Origin of the sequence: Hoeflea sp. TYP-13 (assembly GCF_040932035.1) — a bacterium.
Classification (GTDB): domain Bacteria; phylum Pseudomonadota; class Alphaproteobacteria; order Rhizobiales; family Rhizobiaceae; genus Hoeflea_A.
On sequence record NZ_JBFRBB010000001.1, the window covers coordinates 890,847 to 912,480 of the forward strand.

20 protein-coding genes are annotated in these 21,634 nt (G+C 58.2%); 17 read left to right on the top strand and 3 right to left on the bottom strand.

Annotated features, from left to right (window positions below; genetic code table 11):
- Nucleotides 1–85: 85 nt before the first annotated feature.
- Nucleotides 86–586, bottom strand: a complete 501-nt coding sequence (locus ABVT35_RS04130) for an Lrp/AsnC family transcriptional regulator (protein ID WP_368465010.1) — start codon at nucleotides 584–586, stop codon at nucleotides 86–88.
- Between the two features lie 65 nt (nucleotides 587–651).
- On the opposite strand from ABVT35_RS04130, the gene ABVT35_RS04135 reads away from it, so the two are divergent.
- The 10 genes from ABVT35_RS04135 to doeB all read left to right on the top strand — a co-directional run bounded on the left by ABVT35_RS04135 (nucleotide 652) and on the right by doeB (nucleotide 10,828).
- Entirely contained in the window at nucleotides 652–2,040 is a 1,389-nt protein-coding gene (locus ABVT35_RS04135) for a PLP-dependent aminotransferase family protein (RefSeq protein ID WP_368465011.1), read from the top strand.
- Between the two features lie 301 nt (nucleotides 2,041–2,341).
- Nucleotides 2,342–3,361 carry a TRAP transporter substrate-binding protein DctP gene (dctP, locus tag ABVT35_RS04140; protein WP_368465012.1) on the top strand — a complete coding sequence of 340 codons (1,020 nt, stop codon included), beginning with the start codon at nucleotides 2,342–2,344 and terminating at the stop codon, nucleotides 3,359–3,361.
- A gap of 89 nt (nucleotides 3,362–3,450) precedes the next feature.
- Nucleotides 3,451–4,029, top strand: coding sequence for a TRAP transporter small permease (locus tag ABVT35_RS04145; protein ID WP_368465013.1), 579 nt, complete (start codon nucleotides 3,451–3,453; stop codon nucleotides 4,027–4,029).
- A gap of 12 nt (nucleotides 4,030–4,041) precedes the next feature.
- The gene (locus ABVT35_RS04150) at nucleotides 4,042–5,325 is read left to right on the top strand and encodes a TRAP transporter large permease (RefSeq protein ID WP_368465014.1); all 1,284 of its coding nucleotides are present in this window, start codon (nucleotides 4,042–4,044) and stop codon (nucleotides 5,323–5,325) included.
- A gap of 12 nt (nucleotides 5,326–5,337) precedes the next feature.
- On the top strand, nucleotides 5,338–5,775 hold the full coding sequence (locus ABVT35_RS04155; protein ID WP_368465015.1) for a universal stress protein: 438 nt from the start codon (nucleotides 5,338–5,340) through the stop codon (nucleotides 5,773–5,775).
- A 50-nt stretch (nucleotides 5,776–5,825) separates the two neighbouring features.
- Entirely contained in the window at nucleotides 5,826–6,623 is a 798-nt protein-coding gene (gene eutA / locus ABVT35_RS04160; RefSeq protein ID WP_368465016.1) for an ectoine utilization protein EutA, read from the top strand.
- A complete protein-coding gene (gene eutB / locus ABVT35_RS04165; RefSeq protein WP_368465017.1) occupies nucleotides 6,620–7,621 on the top strand; it encodes a hydroxyectoine utilization dehydratase EutB in 1,002 nt (333 codons plus the stop codon). Before eutA ends, eutB begins: the two co-directional genes overlap by 4 nt.
- A gap of 1 nt (nucleotide 7,622) precedes the next feature.
- Nucleotides 7,623–8,615, top strand: coding sequence for a cyclodeaminase (locus tag ABVT35_RS04170; protein ID WP_368465018.1), 993 nt, complete (start codon nucleotides 7,623–7,625; stop codon nucleotides 8,613–8,615).
- 30 nt (nucleotides 8,616–8,645) lie between these two features.
- Nucleotides 8,646–9,833 (top strand): ectoine hydrolase DoeA, encoded by a 1,188-nt coding sequence (gene doeA, locus ABVT35_RS04175; RefSeq protein WP_368465019.1) that lies wholly within the window; start codon nucleotides 8,646–8,648, stop codon nucleotides 9,831–9,833.
- A 5-nt stretch (nucleotides 9,834–9,838) separates the two neighbouring features.
- Entirely contained in the window at nucleotides 9,839–10,828 is a 990-nt protein-coding gene (gene doeB, locus ABVT35_RS04180; protein ID WP_368465020.1) for a N(2)-acetyl-L-2,4-diaminobutanoate deacetylase DoeB, read from the top strand.
- Nucleotides 10,829–10,841: 13 nt separating this feature from the next.
- Here the strand turns inward: doeB and rhaI are convergent, their stop codons facing one another.
- Both rhaI and ABVT35_RS04190 read right to left on the bottom strand, forming a co-directional pair.
- On the bottom strand, nucleotides 10,842–12,122 hold the full coding sequence (gene rhaI / locus ABVT35_RS04185) for an L-rhamnose catabolism isomerase (protein WP_368465021.1): 1,281 nt from the start codon (nucleotides 12,120–12,122) through the stop codon (nucleotides 10,842–10,844).
- Nucleotides 12,123–12,160: 38 nt separating this feature from the next.
- Nucleotides 12,161–14,263 carry a bifunctional rhamnulose-1-phosphate aldolase/short-chain dehydrogenase gene (locus ABVT35_RS04190; RefSeq protein ID WP_368465022.1) on the bottom strand — a complete coding sequence of 701 codons (2,103 nt, stop codon included), beginning with the start codon at nucleotides 14,261–14,263 and terminating at the stop codon, nucleotides 12,161–12,163.
- Nucleotides 14,264–14,441: 178 nt separating this feature from the next.
- Between ABVT35_RS04190 and ABVT35_RS04195 the strand changes: the two genes are divergently transcribed.
- From ABVT35_RS04195 to ABVT35_RS04225, 7 genes are all read left to right on the top strand, one after another.
- Nucleotides 14,442–15,245, top strand: coding sequence for a DeoR/GlpR family DNA-binding transcription regulator (locus tag ABVT35_RS04195; protein ID WP_368465023.1), 804 nt, complete (start codon nucleotides 14,442–14,444; stop codon nucleotides 15,243–15,245).
- Nucleotides 15,246–15,289: 44 nt separating this feature from the next.
- Complete coding sequence (rhaS, locus tag ABVT35_RS04200) at nucleotides 15,290–16,282, top strand: rhamnose ABC transporter substrate-binding protein (protein WP_368465024.1); 993 nt, start codon at nucleotides 15,290–15,292, stop codon at nucleotides 16,280–16,282.
- Between the two features lie 132 nt (nucleotides 16,283–16,414).
- The gene (locus tag ABVT35_RS04205; RefSeq protein ID WP_368465025.1) at nucleotides 16,415–17,917 is read left to right on the top strand and encodes a sugar ABC transporter ATP-binding protein; all 1,503 of its coding nucleotides are present in this window, start codon (nucleotides 16,415–16,417) and stop codon (nucleotides 17,915–17,917) included.
- Nucleotides 17,914–18,897 carry an ABC transporter permease gene (locus ABVT35_RS04210; RefSeq protein ID WP_368465026.1) on the top strand — a complete coding sequence of 328 codons (984 nt, stop codon included), beginning with the start codon at nucleotides 17,914–17,916 and terminating at the stop codon, nucleotides 18,895–18,897. Before ABVT35_RS04205 ends, ABVT35_RS04210 begins: the two co-directional genes overlap by 4 nt.
- Nucleotides 18,894–19,892, top strand: a complete 999-nt coding sequence (locus tag ABVT35_RS04215) for an ABC transporter permease (protein WP_368465027.1) — start codon at nucleotides 18,894–18,896, stop codon at nucleotides 19,890–19,892. Before ABVT35_RS04210 ends, ABVT35_RS04215 begins: the two co-directional genes overlap by 4 nt.
- A 3-nt stretch (nucleotides 19,893–19,895) precedes the next feature.
- A complete protein-coding gene (rhaM, locus tag ABVT35_RS04220) occupies nucleotides 19,896–20,210 on the top strand; it encodes an L-rhamnose mutarotase (protein ID WP_368465028.1) in 315 nt (104 codons plus the stop codon).
- Nucleotides 20,211–20,216: 6 nt separating this feature from the next.
- A complete protein-coding gene (locus tag ABVT35_RS04225; RefSeq protein WP_368465029.1) occupies nucleotides 20,217–21,584 on the top strand; it encodes an FGGY-family carbohydrate kinase in 1,368 nt (455 codons plus the stop codon).
- Nucleotides 21,585–21,634: the final 50 nt, after the last annotated feature.

Below are 21,634 nucleotides of genomic sequence, written 5' to 3' on the forward strand. Positions count from 1 at the left end.
TGAGCGTAGCCCGGCCAGACCAGACGAAACGCGCTAAGCGCGCATGCTTCGCAGATGATTCCTCTTCATTTGAGCCGGTTGGCGGTCAGTCCTTCGCCGTTCGCTCGGAGAGCAAGGCGGAAAATGGCGGCGTTGCGGAAGCTTTCACCGGCTTGGTCACGATATAGGTGAAGTAGCGCGAAAGCCCGGTCCCGCATGCGAGCATTTCATCGATCAGGTTTTGATAGCTGTCGATGTCGCGGGTCACCACGTGAAGCAAGTAGTCGAATCCGCCCCCCAGTGCCCAGCACGCTGTGATTTCATCGTGGCGTAATATCGCCTTTTCAAAGGCCTGGAAGGTCGAGGCGCGATGGTTTTCAAGCTCAGCCATGACAAACACCGAAACATGCGGCGCAATAAGCCGGAGTTCTATCTCTGCGCTGTACCCTGAGATCACGCCGGCCTTTTCAAGGCGCTTCAGCCGTTCCCAACAGGGCGTTGCTGAAAGATTGACCTTCTCGGCCAACGCCGCTTTGGACATCCTGCCTTCGCGGGACAGAATGGCCAGCATCTTGATATCGCGGTCATCCAGTTTGATCATGGTCATGAATAGCATCAATGGGGCAGCAGATATAACTTGTCAATTGTCACGAAAAACGCCATCAATGTTTCATGACAAATTGGCCGCCTCGTCCTGAGGATCTGCAGCGTCCCGCCTATCGCTCGCTAGCCGAGGCGGTGATCCGTGCCGTCGATGCCGGCGAGTTGCGCGGTGGCGACCGGTTGCCGACCCACCGCAACCTGGCCTACGATCTGGGATTGAGTGTACAGACCGTCAGCCGCGCCTATGACGAGCTGATTCGGCGCGGCATCATTACCGGCGAAGTCGGCCGCGGGACATTCGTCAGATCCGGGCGCAACGACACCAAGACACCGTTCCTTCCCGACAGCAGACAGGGCGAGATCATCGATTGCTCGATGCTGAAACCGGTTTTTGAAGCGGTGCATGCCGATGCGATGCGTGAGGCCCTGGCGAAACTCAGCGTCGACATTCCGGCCTCGGTCATCTCCTCGTTCAGACCGTCGGGAGCGCTTCGAAGATATTCCGAGACCTCGTGGGACTGGCTGCGACGATGCGGGCTGGAGCCCCAGTCGCAGAGCCTGCTGCTGACGAACGGTAACACCTCGGCAATGACCATTGCCCTGATGACCGCCGCCAATCCGGGCGATCTCGTTGTGACCGAAGAACTGGGCCATCACACGTTAAAACCCCTGACCAGATATCTTGGCCTGCGCATCCGCGGCCTGACGATTGACGAGGAGGGCATTGTTCCGTCGGCGTTTGCCCAGATATGCGAGCGGGAAGCCGTGAAGGCGCTCTATGTCATGCCGTCCGGCCTCAATCCGACCGCTACCAACATGCCAGAAGACAGGCGCTCGGAGCTGATTTCCATCGCGCGCAAGCACGATGTCCTCATCATTGAAAACGATGCCTGGGGCCCGCTTCAGGCGAGCCGGCACCGGCCGATTGCGGCCATGGCTCCGGAGCGGACCTTCTATTTTACGAGCATGACAAAATGCATCATGCCCGGCATGAGGTTCGGGTTCCTTGTCGTGCCGGAAACCTTCGAAGCGGCTACCGCGAACCGGCATCTCGTCACCAACTGGATGGCGACCGCGCTGATGGCCGAAATCAGCACCCGGTGGATAGCCGACGGCACTGCCGAGCGCCTGCTGCAGTGGCAGATGAAGGCTCTCGGTGAGCGGAACCGACTGGCGAAACGGGTGCTTGCCGGCATTCCCTTCAACAGCAGTGAAAACGGAATGCACATCTGGCTGCCCTTGCCCGACGAGTGGACCGAAGATGCGTTTGACGCACACACGAAGCTCAACGGTGTCGCCATCGCACCCGGGTCATCCTTCGTGCTGTCCGATACCGTTCCCAGCAAAGGGGTGCGGATCTGTATCGGCGCTGAAAGTGTCCAGGCCCTGGAAAGGGGACTGTCGACAATCTCCCGTCTCGTGCGTAGCCAGCCGGAGCCCGTCCTGCTCACATACTGAGCGGGCGCCCGGTCCGCTGACAACAACTGCTTTACCCACCTGAGCCGCAAATCCGCAGGAAGCCGTCCGGATGTCGGCGCACGCTCAGTTAAATTGTCATGATATTATATTTGCATTGACTCTCGATTGTCATTGTTTCAGTTTTCGAAAATCATAACAATATGAGGAGAGAGGGATGCCTCGTCAGTCGCAACAGACAGGTCTGACATTGGGATCTTTCCGGCAAACCTCAAGAGCCGGTTGCGCCGTCCGAAAGGCGCCGTCGGCGGACAACAAAATGTCAAGAGAGGAGAATTCTCGAATGAAACCGAACATCCGGACAATTTTAAGCAGCGTCGCGGCTGCCGCCGTACTGGCCGCAGGTGTTGTTACCGCCCAGGCTGAAAACTGGAAATACGCTTTCGAAGAATCATTGACGGAAGTGCAAGGTGTATATGCGCAGAAATTCAAGGAGGAGATCGAGAAGAACTCCGACCACACGGTACAGCTCTTCCCCTATGGCACCCTTGGCGAATCCGCCGACATCATGGAGCAGGCGCAGGCCGGAATTCTGCAGTTTGTCGACCAGTCGCCGGGATTCACCGGTGCTCTGATCCCGGAGGCGCAGGTCTTCTTTGTGCCTTACCTGTTGCCGACGGACCAGGATCATCTGGCGCGGTTCTACAAGCAGAGCAAAGCAATCAACGAAGACTTCATGGGTCTTTACGCCGACAAGGGCCTGGAATTGCTTGTCATGTTCCCCGAAGGCGAGGTGGCAATGACCACCAAATCGCCGGTTACCGGATGCGAGGACCTCAACGAGGTCAAGTTCCGCGTCATGACCAACCCGCTGCTGGTCGAATCCTACAAGGCCTTTGGTGCCACGCCGACGCCGCTGCCGTGGGGCGAGGTCTATGGCGGTCTTCAGACCAACATCATCCAGGGGCAGGAAAACCCGACCTTCTTCCTCTATTCGACCAAGATCTACGAGGTGACCGATCACATCACCTATGCCGGGCACAACAATTTCACCACAGCGGTGATGGCCAACAAGGACTTCTATGACGGGCTCGGTGATGCCGACAAAAAAGTCGTCCAGAATGCGGCATCCGCGGCCTACGACTACATTGTCGACTATCAAAAAGGGTTGGCCGACCAGGAACTGCAGAAGATCAAGGAAGCCAAACCTGAAATGACGGTGACCGTGCTGACCGACGAGCAGCGTAGCTGCTTCAAGGACGCCGCCAAGGAAGTTGAAGCCAAGTTCATCGAGATGACCGGCGACAGCGGCAAGGCAATTCTTGAGCAGATGAAGGCGGATCTTGAAACCACCAAAAACTGACCGCGACCGTCAGGCGGTATGCGGCAAACCGGAGGCTGCGCCTGTGAGCGGCCTCCGGAGCGCCTGACAATAAAAGTTGGGAGGACATTGTGGACGACACCAAGGGCAGTAACCCTCACGCATCGTCGTTGCCCGGCGTTTTGGGCGCCATCGATTCTGCGGTCAGCCGCCTGGAATCCGTGTTGCTGGCGGTCGGCGTGCTGTTGATGGCGTTAAACACCGTCGCCAACGTCATCGGCCGGTTCGTCCTGCAGTACAGCCTGTTTTTTTCCGAGGAACTGAACCGGATCCTGATTATCCTGATCACCTTTGCAGGCATCAGCTATGCGGCGCGGCAGGGCCGGCACATCCGCATGTCCGCGGTCTATGACGCCCTGCCGCCACCGGCCCGCAAGGGTCTCATGATCCTGATCGCATGGATCACCGCGATGGCGATGTTCGCACTGTGTTACTTCTCGATAGGATACATACTCAAGGTCGCAAGTTCCGGGCGTGTACTGCCGGCTTTGCAGGTGCCGGTCTACTGGATATTTCTGTGGGTACCGGTCGGCTTTTTCATGACCGGACTGCAGTACCTGCTCACAGCCATCAAGAACCTCGTCGAAGACAACATCTATCTCTCCACGCAAGTGCTTGAGGGCTACGATGACGACGAGTTGGAAGTGTAGGGAGGCGGAACCATGGCCCTGACTATTTTCCTCATCATGATCGTCCTGCTTCTCCTCGGCTTCCCGATGATGATCCCGTTGATCGTCGCGACTTTTGTCGGGTTCATTATGATGTTCGGCGATATCAGCAAGATGGAATTCATGGTTCAGCAGATGATGGCCGGCATTCGCCCGGCATCTCTGATCGCGGTTCCCATGTTCATCCTGGCGGCCGACATCATGACCCGCGGTCACTCGGCAAACCGGCTGATCGATATGGTCATGAAGTTCGTCGGCCATATCAAAGGCGGTCTGGCCGTCAGTACGGCTGCGGCCTGCACCCTTTTCGGAGCGGTTTCCGGCTCCACCCAGGCGACCGTTGTTGCCGTCGGCTCGCCGCTGCGGCCGCGCATGCTCAAGGCCGGCTACAAGGATTCCTTTGTGCTTGCCCTGATCATCAATGCCTCCGACATCGCATTTCTCATTCCGCCGTCCATCGGCATGATTATCTACGGTGTCATTTCCAGCACGTCGATCGCCGAGCTGTTCATTGCGGGCATCGGACCCGGCCTGTTGCTGCTGGTTCTGTTTTCAGCCTACAGCATGGTCTATGCAGCCGTGAAAGGTGTTCCGACAGAACCGAAGGCCAGTTGGGGTGAGCGCCTGAGCGCCGTGCGCAGTGCAGTCTGGCCGCTCGGCTTTCCGGTGATCATAGTCGGCGGGATTTATGGTGGCGTGTTCAGCCCGACAGAGGCGGCGGCTGCCTGCGTGCTCTATGCGATCATCCTCGAATTTGTCGTATTTCGCTCGCTGCAACCGGCGGACATCTACCTGATCGCGAAATCGACCGGTCTGATCACGGCGGTCGTTTTCATCCTCGTGGGAGCAGGTGCGGCATTTTCCTGGGTCATCTCATTCGCCCAGGTGCCGCAGCAGATCCTTGCGGCGGTGGGCGTTGCCGATATGGGGCCGAAAGGGGTCCTGGCCGTGATATCGGTCGCCTTTTTCATCGGCTGCATGTTTGTCGATCCGATCGTTGTCATCCTGATCCTGGTGCCGATTTTCGCACCCGTCGTAAATGCAGTCGGGCTCGATCCCGTTCTGGTCGGAACCATCATTACGCTTCAGGTGGCGATCGGGTCGGCGACGCCACCCTTCGGCTGTGACATTTTCACCGCCATCGCGATCTTCAAGCGGCCCTATGTGGAAGTCATCCGCGGCATTTTTCCGTTCACGGTCATACTGCTGCTGGTTTCCGTGTCCCTTATCTTCTTTCCGCAGATAGCGCTGTTCCTGCGCGATCTGGCCTTCCGCTGAGGGATAGTAGTCATGTTCAAGAACATTGTTGTTGCATCGGACGGATCTGAAGGCTCAAGAAAAGCGCTCAAACTCGCTGCCGGACTTCAGGTGACCTGCAAGAGCGAACTGCTCATCCTCACCGTATTCAGGCACCATTCCCTGCTTGAGGCGTCCATGTCGATGGTGCGTCCTGACGATCCCGAAATCCTCGATGACGTAATGCGCGATCATGCAAAGCAGGTTGCCGAAGAGGCCAAGGAAATGGCGGTTGCCGACGGCGCACAGAAGGTCCGCGCCTTTGTGAAGGGCGGGCAGCCGGCACGAACAATCGTCAAATTCGCCGAAGACCACCATGCCGACCTGATTGTCCTCGGCAGCCGTGGGATCGGCGACAGGGAAGGGTTTCTGCTGGGCAGCGTTTCGCACAAGGTGACGAGCCTGGCTGATTGCCCTGTACTGGTGGTGTAGCGGTTCCGATCCGGTCCGCGCCGGTTCGAGTGTGTTGGAAACAAGCGTAAATGAATAAAAGTCCGGTCTCTCTGTCTCCACTATTGCCTGAATTTGAGGATCGCGGCCGCGCCATCCGCTTCGGGCTGATTGCGCTCGCAACGGATCTGACAAGCGAGCGGGACCTGTACCGCATGCTGCCGTCGGCGGATACGTCGATCCACGTGACGCGGGTGGCCTTTGAAAATCCGACGACACCGGAAAATCTGCGTAAGATGGCGCCACGCCTGACCGAGGCCGCCGACCTTCTGGTGCCGGGAGAGCCGTTGCGGGCGATCTGTTACAGCTGTACGGCCGCATCCGTCATGATCGGCGACCGGGAGATTGCGGACGCGATCAACCGGGCTCGTCCCGGCGTACCGGTCGTCACACCGACGGCGGCCGCCTGCATGGCGCTGACTTCCCTCGGAGCCCGGCGCATAGCGGTGCTCACGCCCTATCTTGAAGCGACCGCCCGGCCTATGGCGGCATATTTCTCGCGTAACGGATTTGCAGTTGAGCGCATGCATTGCTTCGGGCTTGAGGACGACCGTGAAATGGCGCGGATTTCGGTATCCTCCATTGTCGATGCGGCGCTTGCCGCCGACACCGGCGAAGCGGAAGCCCTGTTCATTTCCTGCACGGCGCTTCAGGCGGTCGGAGGAATATCGCAGATTGAAGAACGGATCGGCAAACCCGTCGTCACGTCCAACCAGGCCTCCGCATGGGCAATGGCCAGGCTTGCCGGATTGCCCAATCACAGGCCGCAGGGCTATGGTCGTCTGTTTGAACTGCCGATTGTTCAACAAAACAATGGAGAGGTTGCGTGAGCGAAGAACCTTTTGTCACGCCCGCCGGGATCGAAGCGGCGCGGGCCGCCATAACAGGCACGATACGTTCAACACCCGTCAACCCGTCTCCGTCTCTAGGAGAAACCGCTGGGTTTCCTGTGCATTTGAAGCTTGAGCACACGCAGGTCACCGGCAGCTTCAAATTGCGCGGTGCGACCAATGCAGTGGCAAAGCTCGACGCAGAACAAAAGGCCAGGGGTGTCGTCGGCGTATCGACGGGCAATCACGGCCGGGGCCTTGCCTATGCCGCCCGGGCAGCGGGCGTGCGCTGCATCATCTGCATGTCGGAACTGGTGCCGCAAACGAAAATCGACGGCATAAGGGCACATGGCGCCGAGGTGCGCATCATCGGGCGTTCACAGGACGCAGCGCAGGAGGAGGTCGACCGGCTGGTGATGGAAGCCGGCATGACCATGATCCCGCCCTTTGATCATCACGACGTCATCGCCGGCCAGGGAACCCTTGGATTGGAACTTCTGGAGCAGGTTCCGGATGCGGAAACTGTTTTGGTGCCTCTGTCCGGTGGCGGCCTGATATCCGGCGTCGCTGCGGCGATCAAGGCTGAGCGGCCCGAAACCCGCATCGTCGGCATTTCTATGGAGCGCGGTGCGGCGATGCATATGTGCCAGAAGGCGGGCCGGCCGATAGCGGTCGAGGAACTGCCGACGCTGGCGGATTCGCTTGGCGGCGGTATCGGCCTCGACAACCGTCTGACCTTTGCCATGACACGCGATCTCGTCGATGACCTTGTTCTAGTCAGTGAAACCGAGATTGCCGCTGCCATCCGCCACATCTACTGGCAGGAGCGCCAGATCGTCGAAGGCTCCGGTTCCGTCGGCGTTGCGGCACTGCTGGCCGGTAAGATCGAGGCTTCCGGCCCGGTCGTGGCCGTGCTCAGCGGCGGCAATATCGATATGAACCAGCATCACCGTATCATCTCCGGCGAAGATATTGATGTCACAAAGGAGGTCGCCTGACATGACGGACATAAAGATCCTTGCCGAAAACGACCTGCGCGCGGCCGTAGCGCTCGACATCCAGGCGGTAGAATGCATCGAACAGGCGTTTGCGGCGCTGGCGACCGGCGATGTCGTCATGCCGCCGATCCTGTCGCTTGCAATCGAAGCCCACAATGGCGAGGTCGACGTAAAAACCGCCTATGTGCCGGGTCTCGACAGTTTCGCGATCAAGATATCACCCGGTTTTTTCGACAATCCCAAGCTGGGCTTGCCCAGCACGTCCGGATTGATGGTCCTCTTTTCCGCAAAGACCGGAATGGTCGAGGCGTTGTTGCTGGACAATGGCTACCTGACCGACGTCAGGACGGCGGCCGCGGGCGCGGTGGCGGCAAAACATCTGGCCCGGTCCGACGCATCGTCCGCATGCATAATCGGCGCAGGCACACAGGCAGGCCTCCAGTTGCAGGCCCTTTGCCTCGTGCGGCCGATCGAACGGGCGACGATCTGGGCGCGCGACCAGGATAAAGCCGCTGCGACCGCTCGCCGGATGAGCGACCGGCTTGATATTCCGGTTTCCGCTGTCACTGACGCTGCCACTGCAGTTGCAGAGGCCGATGTGATCGTCACAACGACCCCGGCAACCGCCCCGGTGCTCAAGGCCGAATGGTTGCGGCCGGGCCAGCATGTGACGGCGATGGGATCCGATCAGCACAACAAGAACGAGCTGGAACCCGCCTGTCTGACGCGCGCCGATCTTTATGTGCCCGACAGGCTGTCGCAAACCCGCTCGCTTGGCGAATTGCGCGCCGCCATCGAGGCCGGCGTGGTCGCAACAGATGCCGAATTCACAGAGCTCGGCGCGATCGTTTCCGGCAGGATGACGGGGCGCCCTGACGGCCAGGCCGTCACCATCGCCGATCTGACGGGAACGGGCGTCCAGGATACAGCCATTGCCACCTTCGCCCGTCAGCGTGCCGTGGCGCTGAATGCCGGCACTGACTTTATCAACTAGATTACGCAACCAACTATGAAAGCGACCCGGATGACCGCGCCTGCATTGCCATTCAGCCGTGAAGAATATGCCCAGCGATTGATGAAGACCCGAAAGGCGATGGATGCCGCCGGCGTGGATGTCATTATTGTCTCGGACCCGTCCAATATGGCGTGGTTGACGGGTTACGACGCATGGTCGTTTTACGTCCATCAGTGTGTGCTGGTCGGTCCCGACGGCGACCCCGTCTGGTTCGGCCGCGGGCAGGATGCGAAGGGTGCCGGCCGAACCTCCTATCTGGAGGAGGCCGACATCATCGGATATCCGGACCACTATGTGCAATCGGCTGAACGCCATCCCATGGAATTTCTGGCCGCCCGGATAATCGAACGTGGTTGGCCGGATAAACGCATCGGCGTGGAAATGGACAATTACTGGTTTTCCGCGGCCGCTTTCGCATCCCTGCAGAAGCAACTGCCGAACGCGGCCTTTTCGGACACCACCGGTCTGGTGAACTGGCAGCGCGCGGTAAAATCGTGCCAGGAACTCGATTACATGCGAAAAGCGGCGCGGCTCGTCGAGCGCATGCATTCGGTGATCGTCGAAAAATGTGAGCCCGGTTACCGTAAATGCGATCTCGCCGCGGACATTTACGATGCCGGTCTGCGCCATGATGAGGAACTCGGTTTCGGCGGCGATTATCCGGCGATTGTCCCCCTGCTGCCGTCCGGCGAGGACGCGTCCGCGCCGCATCTGACCTGGGACGACCGGCCGATGAAACCGGGCGAGGGGACGTTCTTTGAAATCGCCGGGGTTTACAAGCGCTATCACTGTCCGTTGTCGCGCACGGTGTTCCTCGGCAGGCCGACACAGACATTCCTGGACGCCGAAAAAGCCGTTCTGGAGGGCATGGAGGCAGGGCTCGAGGCGGCCAGGGCCGGCAATGTGTGCGAAGACATTGCCAACGCGTTTTTCGGTGTTTTGAAAAAATATGGCATTCAAAAGGACAATCGCACCGGTTACCCGATCGGCCTTTCCTATCCGCCGGACTGGGGCGAACGCACCATGTCGCTGCGGTCCGGTGACAGAACCGTGCTTGAAAAGAACATGACTTTCCATTTCATGACCGGCCTTTGGATGGAAGATTGGGGGTTTGAAATAACTGAAAGCATCGTCATTGGCGAAAACGGTTCGGAATGCCTCGCCAACGTCCCGCGCAGACTTTTCGTGAAGGATTGACCTTTATGCCGACGAATCCCATTGCTCCGACAATCGCGCTGGATGCCGACGGAAAAAACCACGGATTTTTACGCCTTCCCTACAGCAGGGACGATTCCGCCTGGGGCTCGGTCATGATCCCCATCACGGTCATCAGGAACGGCGACGGTCCGACAGCACTGCTGACCGGCGCCAATCACGGCGACGAGTATGAAGGTCCGGTTGCCCTGCAGGATCTGGCCCTGAACCTCGAGGCTGAAGATATATGTGGGCGTGTGATCATCGTGCCGGCTTTCAACTATCCTGCTTTTAAAGCCGGATTGCGCACATCGCCCATTGACCGGGGCAATTTGAACCGGTCATTTCCGGGTCGGCCGGATGGCACGGTAACGGAAAAAATTGCCGACTATTTCAACGCCAGCCTCGTGCCTGAGGCCGACATTGTCATTGATTTTCATTCCGGAGGCAGGACACTCGATTTTGTGCCGTTTGCATGCGCCCATGTACTCGACAATAAGGAACAGCAGGCCGCCTGTTTCGCGGCCGTCGAAGCCTTCAACGCACCCTATACCGCGATGCTGCTGGAGATCGACAATGTCGGCATGTACGACACGGCGGTGGAAGAGCAGGGAAAGATCTTTGTCACAACCGAGCTCGGTGGCGGCGGAACGGCTACAGCCCGCTCCATCGCCATTGCCAAAAAAGGCGTGCGCAACGTACTCAAACACGCCGGTATCCTGGGAGGCGAACCGGAGATCGGACCGACGGTGATGCTGGATATGCCGGACGGCGATTGTTTTGTTTTCTGCGAGGATGACGGTCTGTTCGAACCGTTGTTTGATCTCGGCGATCCGGTGGCAAAGGGCGATGTCGTCGCCCGTGTCTGGCCCGCCGACCGCACAGGCCGGCCGCCGGTGGACTACAGGGCAGAACGAACCGGCATCATTGTCTCACGCCATTTTCCCGGGCTGATCAAATCCGGCGACTGCCTTGCCGTGGTGGCGGTGAAGGTTTGAGCCTTCTGTCGGATCAAACAATGCCACCGCTTGAGCCCGAAACCGCCGGTCTTTCGGCTGCGGCCGATTTGCGGTAGCCGGACTTTCGAAACGCTGCAATCGGGTTGATTGCAGCCCCTTTTTCCAGTCTTGCCATTGCAAGGATCGGCTCGACATCCGTTCGGAACGCCGATTTTAGTGTTGTCGTTGCCATGAGGGCGTCATTCGTGTCCTGATAGCCTTCCAGTGCCGCGCGATCGACGAGCAGAGCCTGCGTATAGGCACGCTGCACTTCCATGGCACTTGCCATCAGGCTTTCGACCGGATCGGTGACATTGTGCGACTGATCGAGCATGTGTGCCGGGTCGAAGTTTGCAACGCCACGGTGTTCGGCATCCACCAGTTCATTGAAGACGAGGAAGAGCCGGTAGGGATCGATCGATCCGGTATCGAGATCGTCGTCGCCGTATTTTGAATCGTTGAAATGGAAACCGCCGAGCCTGCCGAACTGGATGAGCCGCGCCACAATCATCTCAATGTTGACATTGGGAGCATGGTGACCGAGATCGACAAGGCAAAACGCCCTGGGCCCGAGCTCCTGAGCGATCAGATAATTGGTTCCCCAGTCCTGCACGACCGTTGAGTAAAATGCCGGCTCATGGATCTTATGCTCTGTAAAGAGCCGCCAATCCTCCGGAAGTGCCGCGTAAACCTGCCTCATCGCGTCCAGATAGCGCTCGAACTGGCGGGTGAAATTGGACTGGCCGGGAAAGTTTGACCCGTCACCGATCCAGACGGTCAGGGCCTTGGAGCCGATCGACCTGCCTATTTCGATGCATTCGATGTTGTGCTCGACGGCCTTTGCTCGCGTCGCTGGGTCGGTGTGCGAGAGGGAACCGAACTTGTAGGAATGGGTCTGGTCCGGCTGGTCCTGGAAAGTATTGGAGTTCATAGCATCGAAGCGAAGCCCGGTTTCCTCCGCCTTCGCTCTAAGGTCGGCCGGGTCCGCTTTGTCCCAAGGGATATGAAGCGACACGGATGGCGTCGCCCCGGTCAACTGGTGGATAACCGCACAATCGTCGAGTTTGTCAAAGATATCGCGCGGTTCGCCGGGGCTTGGAAACCGTGCGAAGCGCGTGCCACCCGTTCCGACGCCCCAGGAGGGTACGGCGACGCCGTATTTGGCCACCTTGTTTTTGATATCGTCAATCGCCACGCCGCGGCGCGCCAATTGTTCACCGAGCGCATCATAGTCGGTCTGCAGGGCGGCCAGGCCGGTTTCGTTGGTGTCTTCAATAACGGATGACGTGATCATGTTCTTCTCCCAACCGGTCAATTCGCGGACTCGCGCTGTCAGCGCGTGAACGACTGCACATTGCCGGCATCGACATTGATGATATTGCCCGTCGATTTGGAAGAGGCGTCGCTGGCCAGGAAATAGGTCGCCTCTGCAATATCCTCCGGCAGCACCGAAAGCTTGAGAAGCGAACGCTGCCGGTAGTGTTCTTCCAGTTCCGAGATGTCCTTGCCATAGGCATCGGCGCGCTCCTTGAGCCAGTCGCCAGACCAGATTTTCGATCCGCGCAACACGGCGTCGGGATTAACCACATTGACCCTTATGCCGTGCGGTGCGCCTTCCAGCGCCAGGCAGCGGGCAAGGTGAAGCTCCGATGCCTTGGCCGTGCAATAGGCGGCAGCCCCCGGAGAAGCTGCAAGGCCGTTCTTCGACCCTATAAAGATGATCGAGCCGCCGATAGCCTGTCGCGTCAGCACTTTAAACGCGCCACGCGACACTAGGAAATATCCCGTCGACAGAATGGAAAGGTTCCTGTTCCACAGATCGAGTGTCGTTTCTTCTATCGAGGCCGATGAGGCAATGCCGGCGTTCGAGACGACGATATCGATGCCGCCATATTCGACCGCAGCGGCGGCATAGGCATCGTCGACCGCGCTTTCATCCGTCACATTCATCAGCACGGAGCGCACCGTATCCTGCGAATAGCGATCGGCCAGGTTGTCTCTGCTCTTTTCCAGCCTGTCTGCATCGATGTCTGTCAGGACAACACAGGCACCTTCTGCAAGGAACCGCTCTGCCGTTGCCGAGCCAATACCGCCGGCGCCTCCGGTAATAAGCGCGATGCGCCCCGCAAGGCTCTTCGGTTTCGGCATCCTTTGAAGCTTGGCTTCCTCAAGGGCCCAGTATTCGATATCGAATGCTTCCTTTTCGGGCAGGCCGCGATATTTAGAAACGGTCGATGCGCCACGCATCACGTTGATGGCATTTGTGTAAAATTCCGCTGAGATGCGCGCCGTCGCCTTGTCCTTTGCGAAGGTGATCATGCCGACACCCGGAACAAGATAGACAACCGCATTCGGGTTCCGCATGGGCGGGCTGTCCGGGTGTTTGCAGCGCTCATAGTAGCCGGCGTAATCGGCGCGATAGCGAACAAGGGCGCCTTTGAGGCCCGTTACAGCCGCATCGATATCGGGGTTAGCCGGATCGAAATTCACCACCAGCGGCCGGATCTTGGTGCGCAGAAAGTGATCCGGACAACTGGTTCCGAGAGCAGCAAGCCGGTCCATATCGTGCGAACAGACAAACTCCAGCACGGCTTCGCTGTCATCAAAATGGCCGACCATGTGAGCCTTTTCCGACACCAGGCCGCGAATAGCGGGCATCAGGGCTGCTGCTGCGCTGCGGCGCTGGGCTTCGTCCAGCGTGTGGTGTTTGGGCCCTCCGAACGCAGGCTTTCCGGCCGACTCCCGTTCAAGCCATTCGATGGCGCGGTTAATGACGTCCAAGGTCGTTTCGTAGCACTGCTCAGCCGTATCAGCCCAGGTGAATAGGCCGTGGCTTTCAAGAATGACGCCCTTGGCATCCGGGTTTTCAGTGCAGAATTTTTCAAGCCACAATCCGAGTTCAAAGCCGGGGCGTTTCCACGGCAGCCAGCCGATTTCCTTGCCGAATATCCGCTCCGTCAGTTCCTTGCTGTTTTCCGAGGCGGCAATCGCAATAATGGCGTCGGGATGCATATGATCGACGTGCTTTTCGGGAATGTAGGCATGAAGCGGCGTATCGATTGAAGCGGCACGCGGATTGAGGTTGAACGTGCAGTGCGGCAGGTAACCGACCATTCCGTCTTCGAAATCGACGCCCCGGTAAATACCCTTCAAAGCTTTGAGCTTGTCCAGATAAAGCGTCGCAAACCCGTCCATCCTGATTGTTCCGACATCGCCGCCCGATCCCTTGACCCAAAGAACCTCCACCTTGTCGCCGGACAACGGATCTTCCTGCATCACCTTGGTGGAGGTGTTGCCGCCGCCGTAATTGGTGATGCGCTTGTCGGAACCGAGAAGGTTGGACCGGTACAGCAGGCGTTCCGGCTCGCTCATGGCTTGCGCGAGCGATTTGTCCCATAGGTTTTCGAGCCGAGTGCCTGCGGCTTTGTTGAGCATTTATTTCCTCCCAATTCGCGCTTCAGCGACTAAGTTGCCGCTATCGTTGCGTCTGCAGCCTTAAATGTCAATCACAAATGATCAAATTCAATCATGAAATAGCAATATCTGATCTTTTTTGATCAAATATGATTGACAATGCACGATTTTGATGGAAATGTTTTTGAAGGAGGAGCCCATGCACGAAAAAGAACGCCATCGCATCATCCTGTCCGCGGTTCAGGAAAAACCCGTTGTGACCGTGCAGGAAATGGTCGAGTTGACGGATTCATCCGAGGCGACGATCCGGCGCGATATAGCCGGTCTGCATGTGCAGAAGAAACTGCGCCGCGTGCGGGGCGGGGCGGAATCGATGCATCCGCCGCAGTTTGTCGGTCTTGCCGGGCGGCCCTTCAGTGTCAATGAAACAATCAACATCGCTCAAAAACGGGCAATTGCCATGAAGGCTGTTGAACTGTGCGACGACGGCGACGCCATTATCATCAATGGCGGGACAACGACTTTCCAGATGGTGCATCCGTTGGCGACCAAGCGCATGCAGGTGTTCACCAACTCATTCCCGATTGCCGAGCATCTGCTCAAGCACTCCAAGAATACGATCATGTTGTCGGGCGGAGCCATCTATCGCGAGCAGAACATCATCTTGAGTCCCTTCGACAACGATGTGACCCGGAATTTTTATGCAAAACGAATGTTTATGGGTGCGCAGGGTCTTGGGCCCCTCGGACTGATGGAGGCTGATCCGCTGCTCATTCAGGCGGAGCAGAAACTGATCGATCAGGCCGATGAACTGGTTGTTCTGGTGGACTCCTCGAAGTTCAGCAAACGCTCGAGCCTCATACTGTGCCCGCTGGAACGTATTTCTACCGTCATCACCGACGATGGCATCGATGACAAGTCCGCAAGGATGCTGGAGGCGGCAGGAGTGGATCTGATCGTTACCGCGCGGACGGCACAGGAGGAATCATCGGTTGCCGGCTAGGCGCCGCATCATCCCGAAACGAACGAAACCCAAGGGAGGAACACATGGGTATCTTAAAGACACTGCTTACGACAGCTGCGGTCACAGCTGCGCTGATGACGACCGCCGCACAGGCCGACGACAAACGCATCGCACTTGTCGTCAAGGCGCTCGGCATAGGCTTCTTCGAGGCGGCGGCCAAAGGGGCGGAAGAGGCTGCGGCTGAACTTGGTGACGTTGAGATCATCTACACCGGCCCGACTGACACGACGGCTGAAGGCCAGATCGAAGTCATCAATTCGCTTATCGCGCAGCGCGTCGATGCAATCGCCATCTCCGCCAACGACCGCGATGCGCTGGTGCCGGCGCTCAAGCGTGCCATGGATCGCGGCATTACTGTCATTTCCTGGGATTCAGGCGTTGCCCCGGAAGGCCGGCAGATGCACCTCAATCCGTCCTCCAACGCGCTTATAGGCAACATGATCATAAAACTCGCCGCGGATCATCTGCCCGAGGGCGGCGATGTCGCGGTCCTGTCGGCATCGGCCACCGCGACGAACCAGAACACCTGGATCGATGAGATGAACAAGGTCAAGGGAAACTACCCCGGCGTGAATGTCGTCGCCACGGTATACGGCGATGATCTGGCGGATAAATCCTATCGCGAAGCTCAAGGCCTGATGCAGTCTCATCCCGACCTGAAGGCGATCATTGCGCCGACATCGGTCGGCATTGTGGCTGCTGCCCAGGCCGTTACCGACGCCGGCAAGGCCGGTAAAGTCAATGTGACCGGCCTTGGCCTGCCGTCTGAAATGGCAGGACATGTCGCTTCCGGAGCCTCCCAGTCCTTTGCCATCTGGAACCCCATTGATCTCGGCTATGCGGCGACGATGATCGCCTACAATCTGGCGACCGGCAATGCCGAGGCAGGTGGCGGCAAATCGATCCCGATGGGCCGTATGGGCGAAGTGGCGCTGGATGAAAACAGCGAAGGTGCCATGGCCGACCCGTTTGTCTACGACGCCTCGAATGTGGACAAGTTCAAAGATATTTTCTGATCGCCGCAAATGATGGTCCGGCACCGGCGAAAGCCGGTGCCGGATTTGCTCACGCACTTTTCCCACTATGGAAGTTTCGTTATGCTCGCGAGATCGGAAAACGCCACCGCGGGGGGCGGGTCGGTTAATTCAATGGCACAACCCATCCTGTCGCTGCGCGGTATCTCCAAGTCATTTCCCGGTGTCAAAGCGCTGAGCGATGTGTCGCTGGACCTTTATCCGGGGCAGGTAACTGCACTGGTCGGAGAGAACGGCGCCGGAAAGTCGACGATTGTCAAAATCCTCACCGGAATATACCAGCCCGACGAAGGAGCAATGACAATTGACGGCAGTGATGTTGCGTTTCCCAATGCCTATGCTGCATCGGATGCCGGTGTTACGGCGATCCATCAGGAGACTGTTCTGTTTGACGAACTCTCGGTGGCGGAGAACATATTTATCGGTCACGCTCCGCGCGGACGGTTCGGCCTGATCGACAAGCGGCGAATGAACAGCAGTGCTGCTTCTCTGCTTGATCGGGTGGGTGCGCAGATCGATCCTTCGGTACGCTTGCGTGACCTCGGGATAGCTAACAAGCACCTGGTGGCGATTTCCCGGGCCCTGTCTGTCGACGCGCGTATCGTGATCATGGACGAACCGACAGCGGCGCTTTCCTACAAGGAAATCAACGAGCTCTATGAACTCGTTGAAAAACTGAAGGCGGACGGCAAGGCAATCCTGTTCATCAGCCACAAATTTGATGAGATCTTCCGCATTGCCGATCGCTTTACCGTATTTCGCGACGGTCAAATGGCTGGCAGCGGCGCGATTTCCGACGTCACAGAAGACGCTCTGGTAACGATGATGGTCGGCCGTACCGTGGACCACATATTTCCCAAACGGGAGGTCGAGCTTGGCGGGGAAATCCTCACGGTTTCCGGATACAGCCATCCGACCGAATTCGAGGATATCGGTTTCAGCCTGCGCAAGGGGGAGATACTGGGCTTCTACGGCTTGGTGGGTGCCGGCCGCAGTGAAATCATGCAGGCGTTATTCGGCATGACAAAACCATCAAGTGGCACCGTCAGGATCGATGGCGAAGTAGCAGTCATCCGCAATCCTGCCGAGGCCATAGACTGCGGCATCGTCTATGTTCCGGAGGACCGCGGCAAGCAGGGAGCCGTGCACGGCCTGCCGATATATCAGAACGTCACCTTGCCATCGCTCGCCAAAACCTCCCGCAATGGATTTTTGCGCCTTGCGGAAGAATTCAAACTGGCGCGCGAATATACGGAGCGTCTTGATTTGCGTGCCGCCGCACTCGACCAGGACATAGGCAACCTGTCCGGAGGCAACCAGCAGAAGGTGGTGATCGCGAAATGGCTGGCCACCGAACCACGCGTCATCATCCTCGACGAGCCGACAAAGGGCATCGACATCGGCTCCAAGGCTGCCGTGCATGAATTCATGGGCGAACTGGCGGCTGGCGGCCTTGCTGTCATCATGGTCTCATCGGAACTTCCGGAAATACTGGGCATGTCTGACCGTGCCATCGTCATGCGCGAAGGGCGAATGGCCGGTGAATACACCCGCGATGAAATGACGCCGGAGCTGCTTGTAAGGGCCGCCGCAGGATTGTCGGAGCGCACGGCATGATGATGCAGTTACTCAGATCTCGCGAAGCGTTGCTGGCGCTCGCAATCGTCGCGATGATCGTTGGAATATCAACCCGTTTCGGTGCATTTGCGGCGCCGGAAAACCTCACAAACGTGTTCAATGATACGGCCATATTGATCATGCTGGCACTGGCACAGATGGTCGTGATCCTGACGCGCTGTATCGACCTGTCAGTCGCCTCGAACCTGGCATTGACGGGAATGATCGTCGCGACGCTCAACACCATCGTGCCGGGCCTGCCGGTGCCGGCGCTGATAGCGGTGGCGCTTTTGTTCGGGGCGGCGTTTGGAGCGGTCAACGGTATCCTTGTGTGGAAGCTTGATATTCCGCCCATCGTCGTCACGCTTGGCACGCTGACTATTTTTCGCGGGATCATCTTCCTGATTTCCGACGGCCAGTGGATCAATGCGCACGAAATGAGCGATAGCTTCAAGGCACTGCCGCGTGTCGTATTTCTGGGCCTTCCGGTTCTGTCATGGGTCGCAATTGCGGTTGTCGGCCTGTTTGCAGTTCTTGTCACGCGCGCACCGCTTGGCCGTGCATTCTTTGCGGTCGGGGGTAATCCCGATGCGGCCGTTTACACGGGCATCGATGTCGGCTTCACGCGCTTCATGGCCTTTGTCATTGCCGGGGCGGTGTCCGGTCTGTGCGGCTACCTTTGGGTTGCGCGCTATGCGGTTGCCTATGTCGATATAGCCGCCGGTTTCGAACTGGAAGTGGTTGCAGCATGCGTGATCGGCGGTATTTCGATTGCCGGCGGCATTGGCTCGGTCGGAGGCGCTGTGCTGGGTGCGCTGTTCCTGGGTGTCATCAAGAATGCACTTCCGGTGATCAATATCTCACCCTTCTGGCAACTTGCCATATCCGGCTCCGCCATCATTATCGCGGTAGCCTTCAACGCACGCTCAGAGCGCAACAAAGGCCGGGTCATTCTTAAAAAGGCGGAGCATCTGGTATGACCATCGATACGGCTGCACGCCGCATACCTGACCGTCTCTCATCGCCCGGCGAGCGTATTCTCAAAAGCTGGGAGAGCCTGCTGTTTGCAGTTGCAATCGCTGTGTTCATTGTGAATTCACTGGCTTCGCCATATTTTCTCGATCCGTGGAACCTTTCGGACGCGACGTTCAATTTTACCGAAAAGGCAATGATCGCCTTTGCGATGGCGCTGCTCATCGTTTCCGGAGAAATCGATCTTTCGGTCGCCTCCGTCATTGCGCTTGCTTCGACGGCCATGGGCTTCGTTGTCCAGCTTGGGTTCGGAACGCCGGAGATCGTAATGACGGGTCTTCTGGTCGGTCTTGTGTGCGGAGCCTTCAACGGCTTTCTGGTGACACGCCTCGGATTGCCGTCCATTGTCGTGACCATAGGAACGATGAGCCTGTTTCGCGGCATCTCCTATATCGTGCTCGGAGATAAGGCCTACACCGGATATCCGCCGGATTTTGCATTTTTCGGACAGGGTTACGTCTGGTGGGTGTTCTCGTTCGAGCTGGCGCTGTTTGCCGTGCTGGCGATAGCCTACGGCGTCGTGCTGCACAGGACAAACTTCGGCCGGGCCGTCTACGCCATCGGCAACAACCGGATAGGCGCTCAGTTTTCCGGCATTCGCGTCGCACGGGTTAAATTCATCCTCTTTCTCCTGACCGGGCTGATGTCGGGTGTGGCCGCCGTGTGCCTGACATCACGGCTTGGATCCACGCGTCCGTCGATCGCTCTTGGATGGGAACTTGAAATCGTGACGATGGTGGTGCTCGGAGGCGTCAATATTCTTGGCGGTTCCGGCACGGTTCCCGGCGTGGTCATTGCCGCTCTCGTGATGGGCATGGTCACCTTCGGGTTTGGACTGCTGAATGTGCCGGGCATTGTCATGTCCATATTCATTGGCTTGCTTTTGATCACGGTGATCGCTCTGCCGCGGCTGTGGAGCAGGTTTGCGCGGAGCAGGGGATGAGCGATGGAGAAACTCGCATTCAAAATGGTGCTCAATCCCGGTTGTGAGGCCGAATACAGAAAGCGCCACGACCAAATATGGCCCGAACTCGTCGCCCTCCTGAAGGAAGCCGGTATCTCGGACTACTCCATTTATCTCGACCGCGAAACCAATATCCTTTTCGCCGTCCTGTGGCGCCGCGACGACCATGCGATGGACCGGTTGCCGCTGCAGCCGGTAATGCAGCGCTGGTGGGCACATATGGCCGATATCATGGAGACGGAAGCGGATAACGAGCCAAAATCAGTGCCGCTCGCAACCGTCTTCCACATGGATTGACAGATCATGGTAGCCAGCGGTCACATCGCGGTCATTGATATCGGCAAGACCAACATAAAACTTGCGATTGTCGATGCCGAAACTTTGGAGGAGCGTGCGGTCAGCACAATGCCGAACCGCGTCCTTCCGGGGCCGCCCTATCCGCATTTTGACACGGATGGCATCTGGGCCTTTTTGCTTGCGGAACTGGCCGGACACAATCGGGCGTGTCCGCTAGATGCCATTTCGGTCACTACGCACGGGGCTTCCGGCGCGCTGTTGGATGCGGGCGGCGAACTTGCCCTGCCGGTGCTTGATTATGAGTACGACGGACCGGAAATCGTTGCGCCGCTTTATGACGCGATACGTCCGCCATTTGCCGAGACCGGCTCGCCGCGCCTTGCAGGAGGCCTTAATCTGGGTGCCCAGATCTTCTGGCAATTTCAGACGTTTCCCGAAGCAGCCAACACGGTTGCCGCCATCGTGACCTATCCACAGTTTTGGGCGCATAAGCTCAGCGGGGTCCTTGCGACCGAAGTTACGTCCCTTGGCTGCCACACGGATTTATGGCGGCCGGAAACGGGGGCATTTTCTTCAATGGTTGCAAAGCAGGGGTGGGCCGGCCTGATGGCGCCGGTGCGGCGGGCCGACGACATGCTGGGGCACTTGCGACCGGATATTGCGGAAAAAACCGGCCTTTCTCCTCAAACACAGGTTCATTGCGGTATCCACGATTCCAACGCTTCCCTCTACCCGTATATCATCCGGCGACGAGCGCCATTCAGCGTTGTTTCGACGGGAACCTGGGTGGTTTGCATGACGATTGGCGGAAAGAAGGTAGAGCTCGACCCGGAGCGCGACACACTTGTCAACGTCAACGCACGCGGCGATCCAGTGCCGTCGGCACGCTTCATGGGCGGACGCGAATTCGATACGCTGATCAGTGGCGATGCATCCTGCTCCTCTAAGGACATCGAAACGGTGCTTGCGGAAAAAATCATGCTGCTGCCGGCCGTCGAGACGCAAACCGGCCCGTTTAAGGGCCGGCAGCACGTCTGGTCGCATCCGGAAGCCGAATTGAAGGCAGGCATCCGGTTCGCGGCAGCGTCGTTTTACCTTGCAATGATGACGGCGACCTGTCTTGAACTGACGGGCGCCGAGGGACCGGCGATCGTCGAAGGACCATTCGCGAAGAACGATGCCTATCTCTCTATGCTTCGTTCTGCTGTCGGCAGGCCCGTGAGCGTGTCGGAAACAGCCACGGGCACGAGTACGGGTGCGGCTATGCTTGTCACCGCAGGCCGGCACCTGGACGAGCAGCCGCCATGCGACGATCAGGCCGGAAATACTGCCATGCGGGACTATGCGCGGCGCTGGAGCGAACTTGCTGGCTGACCCGGCACGATTTCAATACACCTCAATCGATTGATTGGTCTTTGTGGGTT